Source organism: Tenacibaculum sp. M341 (assembly GCF_004337695.1).
GTDB lineage: Bacteria > Bacteroidota > Bacteroidia > Flavobacteriales > Flavobacteriaceae > Polaribacter.
Map to the genome: position 1 here is coordinate 58,912 of NZ_SJXJ01000009.1, position 13,883 is coordinate 72,794.

A 13,883-nucleotide genomic window follows, 5' to 3' on the forward strand; every position below is an offset into this window, starting at 1 on the left:
AATATTGATTGTTTTTTTATGATTAAGATTAAATAGTTTTTAAAATGCCAATACTCGAAACTCAATTAAATACCTCTTTTCCTTTTAAAAATGCTCATGTAAACACTATTTACAAGTATTTTTTAACCAAAGATGCACCTGAATACACCAGAAAAAGAATTGATACCTGGGATAATGACTTTATAGATTTAGATTTTTTAATGTCAGATTCTTACACGTTAGTTTTACTTATTCATGGCTTAGAAGGTAGTTCACAATCTAGCTACATGCTTTCTAATGCAAGTTATTTACATAATTTAGGATATGATGTAGCTTGTATGAATTTAAGAAGTTGTAGCGGTGAGGATAATAATCTTTTACAAACCTATCATAGTGGAAAAACAGATGATGTAGATTTTATTATCAACTATTTAACAGAGAATTATGATTATCAAAATATTGTCATTTGTGGATTTAGTTTAGGAGGAAATTTAACTTTAAAATATTTAGGAGAATACGCTGATGAAATTCCAAATACTGTAAAAGGTGGTATTGCTGTTTCTGTGCCTATTGATTTAACGTCTTCTCAAATAGAGCTGACAAAGCTTAAAAACATTATGTACAAACATGAGTTTTTGAGAACATTACGAGCAAAAGTGATGGTAAAGGCTAGTAAATTTCCTGAATACAATCCTGATAAAAAGCAATTGATGAAAGCAACTACATTTAGGCATTTTGAAGAAATTTACACAGCGCCTATTTTTGGATTTGAGAATCCAGAGGATTATTATGAAAAAGCTAGTAGTAAACCTTACTTAAACAAAATACAGCATAAAACATTGTTAATAAACGCTAAAGACGATACTTTTTTATCTGATGAATGTTATCCGTATGATATTGCTGAAAACTCTGAACACTTTTATTTAATGACTCCAGATTATGGTGGTCATGTAGGCTTTGTTTCTTCTTTTAAAAATGAAGATCGTTGGATAGAAAAACAAATTGTTAATTTTATTCAAAATCAGCTAAATATATTTTCTTAAAAGACAATAACTCTAAAAAACTACGGTTATTTCATAAGGAATCATGATATTTGTTGTCACTGAAACATAGAGTTTGAAAACGAAATTTATATACTTTTTTTTATTACTATCTGTAATTGCACACGGTCAGTTTAGAAACTATTCAAATGAATTTTTAAATATAGGTGTAGATGCTGCTGCTTTAGGTATGAGTAAAGCTGTTGTTGCTTCTTCTAATGATGTTAATTCCTCGTATTGGAATCCGGCTGGATTGGTAAATGTAGAAGATTATCAAGGTTCATTAATGCACGCTTCTTATTTTTCTGGTATTGCCACGTACAATTTTGCTGGTTTTGCAATGCCAATTGATAACGAAAGTGCTGTAGGATTATCTTTAATTCGTTTTGGAGTAGATGATATTTTAAATACAACTGAGCTTATTGATAGCCAAGGAAATATTGATTTTAACCGAATTAGTCTGTTCTCTGCTGCTGATTATGCTTTCAATGTTAGTTATGCTAAAAAAATGTTGCTAGATGGCTTCAGTATTGGTGGAAATGCAAAAATTATCAGACGTATTATTGGTGATTTTGCTACTTCTTGGGGATTTGGTTTTGATTTAGGTGTACAATTTGAGCGAAATGGCTGGAAATTTGGAGCTATGGCTAGAGATATTACTACTACTTTTAATACTTGGGCTATTAATGAAGATGAATTTGCTAAAATTAGCAATGCAATTCCAGGTCAAAATCAAGAATTACCAGAAACAACAGAAATTACAAAGCCAAAATTACAAGTTGGTGTAGCTAAAGAATTTAAAATTGGTAGAGATTTTAATTTATTAACTGAGTTAGACTTAAATATGCGTTTTGCTGAAACGAATGATATTATATCAACATCTTTTGTAAGTGTAGATCCTGCTTTTGGATTTCAGCTTGATTATGACAATATTGTGTATTTGAGACTTGGTGCTGGAAATTTTCAAAACGTTACAGAATTTGACAACAGTACATCGCTTTCTGTACAACCAAATTTTGGTTTAGGCTTTGTGTATAAAGGTATTCATGTTGATTACGCTTTAACAAATATTGGTAGTGTTGGAAACGCTTTGTTTTCTAATATTTTTTCAATTAAATTTGATTATAGTTTTTATAGATAAATCATGAAAACCAAACTACTTAGCCTCTTATTTTTAACCGTCTTTTTTTTAGGTTTTACGCAACATAAAACATTATCACCAAAAGCAGAAATTAGTATTGTTACTTCTGGTCCGGGTGAATTATTATATGAAAAATTTGGACATACAGCAATTAGAGTAAAAGATCCGTCAACAAATACTGACATACTGTATAATTATGGAATGTTTGATTTTGGCGCTCCTAATTTCTACTCTAATTTTACCAGAGGATACATGATGTATAAGTTAGTAAAGTATCCTTTTCATTACTCTTTAAGAAACTCTAATCAAGATGAGCGTTGGGTAAAACAGCAAGTCTTAAATTTAAATCAGGAAGAAAAGAATGCTTTTTATTCTTTTTTAGAAACCAATGCTTTACCTAAAAACGCTGGATACTTATACGATCCATTTTTTGATAATTGTGCGACAAGACCAAGAGATATTATTCAGGATATAATTAAAGAGAATTTAATTTCAGATAAGGATGTAATAATTGAAAAAACATTACGCTCTTTAATGAATGAAAAAATCAATACAAATACTTGGGGTAGTTTTGGAATAAACTTAGCTTTAGGAAGCCGTCTTGATGAAAAAATAACATTAAATGAAAGTACCTATTTACCAGCTTATCTTTTTGATTTAATTGCTACAGCTAAAATTAAAAGAGGTGAAAAAACTGTTCCACTAATCAAAAGAACGGATGAATTATTAAAATTTGAGACAAAAACAGCTAAACCCGATGAAATTAGTCCTTTTTTAGTCTTTTCTATCTTTTTAGTACTTACGTTATTAATTACTTTTAGAGATTTTAAGAAGAAAAAAAGAACTAAGTTTTTAGACTTTTTTATCTTTTTTTCATCAGGAATTGTAGGTGTTTTAATCATATTTTTATGGTTTTTCACAAACCATTCTACGGCACCTTATAATTATAATTTTTTGTGGGCTTTTGCTCCAAATTTTATTCTTTCATTTAGCTTATTTAAGAACCGATTGAAAAAATGGTTTACATTTTATATGGCTTTTTTATTGATACTTTTCTTATTAATGATTGTTATCTGGATAATTCAAATTCAAGTTTTCACATATCCTATGATTCCTTTGTTAGGAGCTGTGTTGGTTAGATACTTGTTTTTATATTCTTTTAATAAAAAAGCATTATAACCAATCTTTCTTTGCTTTATGTAATAATCCTAAAGCTACAGAATTCATTGAGTTTTTTTCAATAAAACTAGCTTTGTGAAACGTTTCTTTGAATAGTTGTTTAATCATAGGCATTTTACTAGTACCTCCAGTTAAAATAAGATAGTTTATATCTTCACTATTTACATTGGCTAACTGACAACATTCAAGAGCATTGTTTAAAATTTTACTAACTGTACTTTCAATAGCTTCTTCCAATTCGTTTTTAGAAACTAATAAATCTTTGTTAGCAATGTATTTACTATTAAATGCTAACGAATCAGTACCTGATAGAGCTATTTTACTATTTTCTATTTCACCTAACAGTCCGTGAGCGTCTTTATTTTGAATTAAAGATTGAAGTTGTTCTACTTTCTCTTTAAACTTGGCCTTCCCTACCATTTTTTTGACCAACATTTCAGTTTTGAATGTATATAAAGAAGTGGTTATTTTATTCCAATCTGCAGCATATCTATACGGAGTATCTGATAATGTTAAGCCTTTAAGTTTATCAACCGTTTTGTAACCTAACTCACTAAAAAAAACATTTAAGGCAAACTGACTATCAATATCTGTTCCTCCAAGAGATATTCCTGAAGTAGCTAAAATTTTGAAGTCTTTTTTAGTATCATCTACCCCTACAATAGTAAAATCGCAAGTTCCTCCACCTAAATCTGCTACAATTGCCAAAGAGTTTTTAGCTAGCTTATTTTGATGATAATAAGCAGCTGCAATAGGTTCTTCTAAAAATGAATAATTTTTATAACCAACATGCTTTAAAATAGATTCTAATTGAGAAATACCGGAAGCCCCACCTTTCTCATTTTCTGAAAGACGAACTGGTTTACCTACCACCACATAATCAGTCTCTTTTTGAGTGAATTCTTCTGTTTTGTTTTTTACAAACTTTAAATAATTCACAATAATATCATGAAAAAGAATATTAGCTCCAGGTCTTAAACTAGTTCCTAATTCAAAGAAAGGAGTTCCTAAAATTCTTTTAAAACTCTTCATATACCTTCCATAACCATTGTTGGTATAGGTACTCGTAGCAATACTTCCATATAAAGGTGTGTGTAAAGAATCAAAAGGAAAAAACACACTACTTGGTAACGATTTGCTATGCTCTTCTAAGGGAACCATAATGTTTTCCCCTTCATAAAATATTGTACTAATTGTATTGGAAGTTCCAAAATCTAATCCACAAACACTATCCATAAGCTAAAAATAAAAAAGGAGCGCAATTTACATCAATAAAACCTTTCTAATGAGAAAAAATATATCTATTTTGGATTTAATTATTAGTATCAACCAATAATCTATATTAACATGAAAAAGACTTTACTTTTTACAGTAACATTGTTGCTGTTTACAAAACTTTCTTACTCTCAAATTGAATTAAAAAGTACTATTGAATCAAGTATTTTTATTAATTTCTTTAAATTAGAAAATGGTGAAACCAAATATTATGGTTTTGATCCAGAAAATTTTATTCTTAATGTATATAATTTAGATCATTCTATTTATACTAATATTAATATTGACAAAGATGCCTTAAATCGATATAACGATGATGGAGGTTCTTTTATAGCAGCTGTTAGTCAAAAAATATTTGATGGTGATGATGGTATCGAATTTGTTCTATATTCAGAAACATATGAATCTGGTACATCAGAAATTAATGAAAAAACTTTTATTATTGATGATAACGGAAGTATCTTATTTGAGAAAGACGATCAATTTCCGCAAGTAAATAACAAAGACAACGAGACATTACAAACTCCAAACTGGATTCAAAAAACAGAATCTGGTTGGTTCATGATTTTGACTGAAAAAAATGATTCTAGCTTAACTACAGATGATTTATTTAAAAAATACATTTATGCTTTACCAGGAACATCAACCTTAAGTAATAAACAAGTTACTAAAACAGATATCAGCTTAAAAGCTTATCCAAACCCAAGTTTAAATTATATAAATTTAGATTATAAGTTACCATATGGAATTACTTCTGGAAAAATTTTAATTCACAACTTAAATGGTGTACAGGAAAGAGAATTAAAAATCGATAATCATGTATCATCATTAAAAATTTCAAATCAAGATTTGGCTTCTGGAATTTATACTTACACTGTAGTTGCAGGAAGTTATAAATCAAAGCCTTTAAAAATAATTATTAAATAAAAAACAATTAAATTAATCTTAGATACTAATAAAACAAAACAGCAGCTCATTTTAAATGGGCTGCTGTTTTTATTAAGCTTTTAATTCTAAACTAATCGATTCTTCTAATTGTAGATTCTCCGATAATAATTCCGTTTTTTACTTCAGCATCACCTTTGTATAATACAGTTGCTTCACCGTAAGATGTTACTTTTATTCTTTCTGAAGCGTTTAATTTAAAAGTTCCATCACCATAAGCGGTAATTTTACTTTCATTAGATTCAACATTATCAACCAATACTTTACTAGCACCGTAAGCTGTAATCTTTTGTTTTCTAACGTTTCCACTTTTAATATTTAATAAACCATCTCCATACATTGTTAAACGTAAATCATCAACGGTAACTTCATTGATCTCTACTTCCGATTTTCCATATACGCGTATTTTACATCTATTTCTATCAATAGGACTTTCTAGAGTTACTTTTTCTTCTCCTCTTAAAGAAAAAGTTTCTACATCTGTATACGTGATAATCACTTTAGCTACTTTATTCTTGTATAAAGGTATTTTTCTTTTACGATTGTTATATACTACTTTTTTATTCTTCGTATACGTTTTAGCTCCTTCTAAATATACTTGTAATGTATTGTTTTTTAACTCATATTTAAATTTCTCTTCAGGAACAGCAATATCTTCTATTTCTATACTTGCTTGCATTCCTTTTTTAAGTACAGCTTCAATATGTGGACTCACAATAATTTTATTAAAGTTGTTACTTAAATCTATTTTCTTCTGTGCATTTATACCTAATGTAAAACACAATAGGATTGCTACTATTAATTTTAATTTCATCTTTTAATTTTTAAGTCAGTTTTTAAATTGAACGAGAATAATTATTCACACTAAAGACTCATCAATTTTTAATTTGTGACGATTTCTACTAAAAATTAGTGAATCATTTGGTTGATTTTTTGAAAATTAGAAACTAAAAGATTATTTAATTCCTCCAGCTTCTAATTTCTAACTGCTAGTTTTCAATTCATTATTCAAACTTCAAATATTTTATTAAATCTACTTTGGTTGCATTGTAAGCTTTTAAACCAACAACTAAAAACACAAGGACCACTAATATTACAGGTGTTATTAAATATGGCCATGTAGGCATGCTTATTTTGTAAACAAAATTGTCTAACCAGTTTTGCATAAAAAAGTAAGCTATAGGTACTAAAAACAATGAAGCAAATACTATTATTTTTAAGAAACTCTTTATCAATTGATACATTATTTCTTTGACAGAAGCGCCTAATGTTTTACGAATGGCAACCTCTTTTAAACGTTGTTGAATAGTTAAGGTAGCTAAAGCAAATAAGCCTAATAAAGAGATAACTACCACTACAATTGATAAGATTAAAAACATTACTTGCTGTTTTTTATACTTATCGTAGGTTTTTGCAAACTTTTTATCTAAAAACTCGTAAGAAAACGGATATTTGGTATCTAAATTTTCTCTCCAAAACTCTTCTATAGTAGCTATAGATTCTTCAATATTTTGAGTTTTTAGTTTAAACTGAATTGCAGGCATCCAATTTTTAGCAAAAGAGAATGCATCCCAACTAACTAAAAACATTGGAGAAATTTCAGTATCAAAACCATCAAAATGGTAATCTTTAATCATACCTATAATTTCTAAATCTGCTTCTTCATCTTCTTGCCAACCTATTCTAATTTTTTTACCAATAGGATTATCATATACTCCCATACTTTTAGCTATGGTTTCATTAATAATGACACTGTTAATAGTATCTGAGACAAACTTTTCAGAAAAAGTTCTTCCTTTTAGTAATTTTAACCCTGCAAAATCTACATAATTTAAATCTACTATGTTAGAAGCGCTATTGAAGCTAATATCCTTTTCAGGAAAACGGAAATTTGTACCATTTACAAAACCATCACCAGGAACAAACATACTTGTAGTAATGTCTACAATATTTGGATTCCCTGATAATTCTTTCTTTATTAACTTATACTTATCATACTCATCATCAATATTATAAATTGAAACAGCTAATATTTGCTCTTGTGTAAAGCCTAAATCTTTCTGCATCATATACTCTATTTGTGAATTAATTACAAAAATGCTAATGATAAAAAAACCAGAGATTAAAAACTGAAGTCCTAACATTATATTTCTAGCTAAGTTTCCTCTTTTTGTTTTGGAAATATTACCTTTTAAAACTTCTACAGCTTTAAAATTGGCCAAATAAACCGCTGGAATACTACCTACAAAAAACGATATAACAATAGTTACTAAAAATAGTAATCCAATAGATGAGAAACTTAGTATTGTGATTTCTTTATTGATAAATTGATTAAAATAAGGTAAAATCAATTCAACTATAATTAAAGCTAGCATAAATGAGACTAAACCTTGTAAAACAATTTCAAAGACATACTGAAAAATCAATTGTTTTTTTGAAGATCCTAATGTTTTCTTCACTCCTACCTCTTTAGATCTTTGTGTAGCCGTAGCAATAGATAAATTAATGAAGTTTACACAAGAAATTACAATCAGTAATATTGATAAACCTAATAACACCATTAATAACTGGTAATTACCCGTTCCACTAGGGCCAGCTCTACCAGCTGTGTTATGTAAATACATGGTATCTAAATTATCTAATAAAACTTCATTAACACCATAACGATCTCTATAATTATTAAAATCTATTCCTTCATCTTTTGCTTGAGGTTTATAAAACTTTTCTACTAAAATATTATCCATTTTTGCTTTAACAGCAGTGATATCGGAATTCTCTTTTAGTTTACAGAACAATTCGTTATTATGATTTCCCCAATGAACTTCAAAAGGCTCACTAAACTGTATTAACAGCTCTGGTTCGTAATGAGAGTTTTTTTCTATTTGATAGACACAAGCAACAGTGTAATTTTTTGAATCTATTTCAACAATATTACCTGTAGCCGACATTCCTTTAAAAATTCTTTTAGCTAACCTTTCTGACAGCGCAATCTGCTGTCTGTTTTCTTCAAACTTAGCTGTAGAACCTTCAATTATTTTAAAAGGGAAAAATTTGAAAAATCCTGGATCTGTATATATTCCTTTTTTTGAAAACTCTGAATGATCTTCGAATTTTATAACTCGCTCACTGTATCTATGATTAATCATTACAGCATCTTCCACCTCTGGAATCTCATTTTTATAAGTAATATACTGTCCTGGATTGGCTACAAACCATATTCCATTTGTTTTATGTTTAATGTTTACCCTATAAACATTATCTTTATTAGGGTTCCATTGATTGTAACTTTTTTCTTCCTTTAAGTATAACAACACGATTAATAAACCGGCTAAACCTAAGGTAAGTCCTGAGATATTGATTAAAATGTTTAACCAATTTTTTTTCTGATTTCTGAAAAATATTTTAAACCACGTTTGTAACATATTATTCAAATTTTAAATATTTTATTAAATCTATTTTAGAAGCTTTATAAGCCTTGTAACCAACAACTAAGAATACTAATAATGTTAATGTAATTGGAGTTAACACATATGGTAATAATGGCATTTCAATTCTGTAAGCAAAATTGTTTAACCAATCTTGTATAAAGTAGTAAGCTAATGGTATTAAAATGACAGATGCAAACAATACTATTTTTACAAATGTTTTGATTAATAAATACATAATTTCTTTTACTGAGGCACCTAATGTTTTACGAATTGCTACTTCTTTTAAGCGTTGTTGAATTGTTAATGTAGCCAAGGCAAATAAGCCCAATAAAGAAATAATAATAACAACCGTTGTTAGTATTAGAAATAGAGTCTGTTGTTTTTGATACTTTTTATACGTTCTAGCAAATCTTTTATTAACAAAACTTGCACTAAAAGGATAGTCTTGTTCAATATTATTTTTCCAATACTTTTCTATATAATTTAAGGTTTCTTTTACGTTGTTTGGTTTTATTTTCAATTGAATTCTCCAAAAATTCAATTTCATCCAATCAAAACTATTCCAATGAGTATAAAATGTAGGCGGTATTTTATTGTCTAGTCCAAGAGTATGATGATCTTTTACCATACCTATAACGTGCATGTTTTTACCATCATTATCTTCTGAACCAAAACCCAAATTTATAATTTTCCCTATTGGATCATTATATAAGTTTAGAGATTTGGCCAAGGTTTCGTTTATTAAAATATTTTTAATAGTATCTGAAGCTATTTTTTCTTTTATTACTCTACCTTTTAAAATAGGTATTTCCATAACATCTAAATAATTAAAATCTATAGCATTAGAATTTGATTGTATAGAAATATCTTTATGATTAACATTTGTTGAATTAGCACTTCCTCCACCAATAATGAAAGAGTTACTAGTTACTGCTGTTATATTTGGATGTTTTATTAATTGTTCTTTAGCCAAAAGATATTTTTTGTATCTATCACCATAACTATTCATTGAAACCATTAGTACTTGATCTCCATTAAAGCCTAAATCTTTATTCATCATGTAATTAACTTGTTTGCCAATTATTACTGAACCTGTAATAAAGAAACCTGAAATTATAAATTGAAATCCTAACATTATGTTTCTAGCCAAAACACTTTGTTTACTTCTTGAAATATTACCTTTTAAAACATCTATAGCTCTAAACTTTGTTACATAAATAGCTGCTATACTTCCTATTAAAAGAGAGATACATAAAACTATTAACAAAAGTTTACATAATACATTAAAATTAAAAAGTGTTATCTTCTTATACATGAAACTATTAAATGAAGGCAGTATCAATTCAACTAAAACAAGTGAAAAGATGAATGATAAAATTCCTTGAAATAATACTTCAGATGAATACTGGAATAATAAAGTAGTTTTAGATAATCCTAGCGTTTTCTTTACTCCTACTTCTTTAGCTCTTTGTGTAGAAGAAGCTATAGAAAGATTGATAAAGTTTACTGATGAAATTATAATTAGCAATACTGATAGCGTAAGAAAGCTAAGTATTAATTTATAATTGCCTTTACCTTCAGGACCGCCATCGTCTGAAATAGTATGTAAACGTATGTTTTCTAATTGCTCTAAATGAACTTTGGTTCCGTGTTTTTCTTCAAATAGTTCAGGAGTAATTCCGTCTGCTTTTGCATTTGGTAATACTGAGTATTTATACCAAACATCGTCCGCTTTTTTGGTCACTGAAGCTACATCCGCATCATTAACTAGTTTAATAAATAAAGAACTAGAAAAATTACCCCAATCTGCCCTTGGAGGTCTTTCATATTGAAACACTATTTTTGGCATAAAAAAATGTTTTCCTTTAATTTTATAAACTGTGGTAACAAGAAAATCTCTGTTTAGAAAACTTATGGTTTTACCAACTCCCGATTTTTTGTTAAACAAGATTTTAGCTTGATTTTCAGATAATGCTATATGATTTCTAGCTTTTTTAAATTCATCAACGCTTCCTTCTATAATTTCAAAGTCAAAAAAGTTAAAAAAGTTAGATGAACCTTGTAACAAATGATCTGTAAATACTTTTTTTTCATTTATTTTAATTAAAGTGCTTTCATACCAGCTGTCAGACAAGTAACAATCTTTTACTTCAGGTATTTCTTCAATATAAATATTTCCTTCAGCCGTTGTACTAGTAGACCATACTTCTCCATGAGACATTTTGTGTACTACTCTAAAAACATCTTTTTTATTTGAATTATAAATATTATAATTCTGCTCATCATTTAAATAAAGTAAAACAATAAGTAAACCAGCAAAACCTAGTGTTAAGCCTAGTACATTTATTACTATGTTTAACCAGTTTTTCTTACTGTTTCTATAAAATATTTTTGCCCAAATTTTTAACATAACAATTTTATTCTACAAGTAAATCTACTTCGTGTTCTCTTACTTTTTCTGAAACAACTTCTCCATCTTTTAATGTAATTACTCTTGAAGAAAATTGGGCATCGTATGATGAGTGTGTAACCATTACAATTGTTGCTCCTGTAGCATGTAACTCTGTTAATAGTTCCATTACATCATTTCCGCTTTTACTATCTAAATTCCCAGTAGGTTCATCTGCTAAAATTAATTTTGGATTGGTAACTAAAGCTCTTGCGACTGCTACACGTTGCTGTTGCCCACCTGATAATTGTAACGGATAGTGTTTTGCTCTGTGTGCAATACCAATACGCTCTAAAATTTCAGTAACTCTTTTCTTTCTTTCAGATGCTTTTACTTTGTTATAGATTAATGGCAATTCTACATTTTCAAAAACAGTTAATTCATCTATTAAGTTGAAGTTTTGAAATACAAAACCAATATTTTCTTTTCGTAAGCTAGCTCTTTCTTTTTCATTGAATTTCCCCACTTCAGTTGTATCAAAAATATAACTTCCGTTATCTGGAGCATCTAACATTCCTATAATGTTTAATAATGTAGATTTTCCACAACCAGAGGCTCCCATAATAGATAGAAACTCTCCTTCTTTTACCTCTAAACTTAATTTATTTAATGCTGTAGTTTCTACTTCTTCTGTTCTATATACTTTTACTAAATCTGTTAATTTTATCATTTTGAATGTGTTTTTTATTTTTTAAATACGTAATTAAATTCTCCTGAGGCTTTGTTTCCTCTTGTTATTAATTTATATACGCCTGTTTCTTCTATTAATATGTTTAATGTGTCACTATCTTCACCTATATTTTTGGTTGATGAAGTCCACAAATTGTTACTGTTATCATCTTTTAAATGAAACTCAACAGTTCCTTCTTTTAAGTTAGTTTCAAAATTCAAATGTAATTTGTCACCTTTTGCTAGCTCAAAATTCTGATAAGTATCTCCTGAGAAGTCTTCAAAAGAAGATTTAAATGAATCTTTCCCTGTTTCTACTTCCCAATTCTTGACTGTAATATTATCGTAAGAGATACTTTTTGCGCAGGAAGATATTAAAATGGTTAAAAGTATTATGTTTATTATTTTCATTTTTATTGAATATTTATTTTTTCTACATCTATAAATTCATCGTAACTAGAGGTAATAATTTGATCGCCTTCTTTTAAGCCTTCTAAAACTTCATAATAAAAAGGGTTTTCTCTACCTATTTTTATGTTTCTCTTTTCTGCTTCCCCTTTAGAGTTTAATACAAAAGCCCAAGCTCCATTTGTACTCTGATAAAATTGTCCTTTTGTAATTAATAAAGCCTTACTGTTGTTTGATAAGAAAAGTTTACTTTTTAGAGTCATACCTCTTTTCACTTCTTTAATTAAAGAATCGTTTTTGAATTGTAATTCAACTGTAAATCTTCCTTTTATTACTTCTGGATGAATTTTTGACAACTTAATGTCTTCATTTTTTCCGTTAATACTTACATTACCTTTAATGCCTTCTTCTAATTTAGAAATGTAGTATTCATCTACTTTAGAAACTAGTTTGTAACCGTTTAACACATCTATTTTTCCTACAGATTGTCCTTGAGTATAACTTTCTCCTAAGTTTGAGTTAAATGAAGACAATAAACCTGTTACTGGTGCTTTTACTGTAAAGTTTTCTTTGTTTTTTCTTAATAAATCCAAGCTTTTTTCCATGTTAGCAATAGAAGCATTTATTCTTGATAATTGTACTTTTCTACTTTTTTGCTCTTCATCTACACTCTTTTTTATCACATTGTTTCTCTCTTTTTGAAAAGAAAACTCTTGAGATGTTTTAAGAAAATTATTTTTAGCAACTACACCTTTACTATATAAGGTAGTATCTAATTTGTATTGACGCTCTGCATTTTTAAAATCATTTTCAATTTGTAATAATTGTTGATCTAAGTTTAATTGTTGATTTTTAATACTAACTCTAATATTTCTTAAGTTGTTAATTTGTTCAATAATTGCAGTTTCTTGTGTTAAGTAGTTTAACTCGGCATTCGGATTGTACACTTTTAATAAAGGATCTCCTTCAGTAACCATTTGACCACTTTCAACATAAATTTCAGAAATAGATCCACCTTGAATAACATTAACTAATACAGAAGTTTTAGGCTCAACGGTACTACTTAATAAAACCATATCTTCGAAATCACCTTTGGTAACTTCTTTAATTACAATGTCTTTTTTGTTTAAATTTACCTGCTTTTTATGTGTTAGATTCATAAAAAGTATTCCAAATAATAAAAGGAAAGGGATGCTAAGTAATAACATTTTCTTTGTCTTTTTGTTTTTAGGTTTGATTTGCTTATCCATCTTAGTTTTATTTCATTTGCTTAATACTATTCCATTAATGTGCCATGAAAAAATAAAATTTAAAACACTAATTATCAGGAATTTATATTTGAAAGCATTTTTTATGATGTTCAAAAACGA

The 13,883-nt window shown here is 28.1% G+C and carries 11 protein-coding genes; 4 read left to right on the top strand and 7 right to left on the bottom strand.

The annotated features are described in order from the left end of the window. Positions 1-44: 44 nt before the first annotated feature. From EYW44_RS11665 to EYW44_RS11675, 3 genes are all read left to right on the top strand, one after another. Positions 45-1,022, top strand: coding sequence for a YheT family hydrolase (locus EYW44_RS11665; RefSeq protein WP_132723847.1), 978 nt, complete (start codon positions 45-47; stop codon positions 1,020-1,022). A gap of 73 nt (positions 1,023-1,095) precedes the next feature. Then, positions 1,096-2,160, top strand: a complete 1,065-nt coding sequence (locus EYW44_RS11670; RefSeq protein WP_243643647.1) for a PorV/PorQ family protein — start codon at positions 1,096-1,098, stop codon at positions 2,158-2,160. 3 nt (positions 2,161-2,163) lie between these two features. After that, the gene (locus EYW44_RS11675; protein WP_132723848.1) at positions 2,164-3,339 is read left to right on the top strand and encodes a lipoprotein N-acyltransferase Lnb domain-containing protein; all 1,176 of its coding nucleotides are present in this window, start codon (positions 2,164-2,166) and stop codon (positions 3,337-3,339) included. On the opposite strand, the gene EYW44_RS11680 is transcribed toward EYW44_RS11675, so the two are convergent. Continuing rightward, positions 3,334-4,575, bottom strand: a complete 1,242-nt coding sequence (locus tag EYW44_RS11680; protein ID WP_132723849.1) for an Hsp70 family protein — start codon at positions 4,573-4,575, stop codon at positions 3,334-3,336. The two genes, EYW44_RS11675 and EYW44_RS11680, sit on opposite strands and share 6 nt — an antisense overlap. A gap of 111 nt (positions 4,576-4,686) precedes the next feature. Here EYW44_RS11680 and EYW44_RS11685 point away from each other — a divergent pair, with 111 nt between their 5' ends. Beyond that, positions 4,687-5,541 carry a T9SS type A sorting domain-containing protein gene (locus EYW44_RS11685; RefSeq protein ID WP_132723850.1) on the top strand — a complete coding sequence of 285 codons (855 nt, stop codon included), beginning with the start codon at positions 4,687-4,689 and terminating at the stop codon, positions 5,539-5,541. Positions 5,542-5,632: 91 nt separating this feature from the next. On the opposite strand, the gene EYW44_RS11690 is transcribed toward EYW44_RS11685, so the two are convergent. The 6 genes from EYW44_RS11690 to EYW44_RS11715 all read right to left on the bottom strand — a co-directional run bounded on the left by EYW44_RS11690 (position 5,633) and on the right by EYW44_RS11715 (position 13,763). Continuing rightward, positions 5,633-6,373 carry a GIN domain-containing protein gene (locus tag EYW44_RS11690; protein ID WP_132723851.1) on the bottom strand — a complete coding sequence of 247 codons (741 nt, stop codon included), beginning with the start codon at positions 6,371-6,373 and terminating at the stop codon, positions 5,633-5,635. Between the two features lie 190 nt (positions 6,374-6,563). After that, the gene (locus EYW44_RS11695; RefSeq protein ID WP_132723852.1) at positions 6,564-8,981 is read right to left on the bottom strand and encodes an ABC transporter permease; all 2,418 of its coding nucleotides are present in this window, start codon (positions 8,979-8,981) and stop codon (positions 6,564-6,566) included. 1 nt (position 8,982) lies between these two features. After that, positions 8,983-11,397: an ABC transporter permease gene (locus EYW44_RS11700; protein ID WP_132723853.1), complete on the bottom strand. Its 2,415-nt coding sequence runs from the start codon at positions 11,395-11,397 to the stop codon at positions 8,983-8,985. 7 nt (positions 11,398-11,404) lie between these two features. Continuing rightward, positions 11,405-12,106: an ABC transporter ATP-binding protein gene (locus tag EYW44_RS11705; RefSeq protein ID WP_132723854.1), complete on the bottom strand. Its 702-nt coding sequence runs from the start codon at positions 12,104-12,106 to the stop codon at positions 11,405-11,407. Positions 12,107-12,120: 14 nt separating this feature from the next. Then, on the bottom strand, positions 12,121-12,516 hold the full coding sequence (locus EYW44_RS11710) for a hypothetical protein (RefSeq protein ID WP_132723855.1): 396 nt from the start codon (positions 12,514-12,516) through the stop codon (positions 12,121-12,123). Between the two features lie 2 nt (positions 12,517-12,518). Then, positions 12,519-13,763: an efflux RND transporter periplasmic adaptor subunit gene (locus tag EYW44_RS11715; RefSeq protein WP_132723856.1), complete on the bottom strand. Its 1,245-nt coding sequence runs from the start codon at positions 13,761-13,763 to the stop codon at positions 12,519-12,521. Positions 13,764-13,883: the final 120 nt, after the last annotated feature.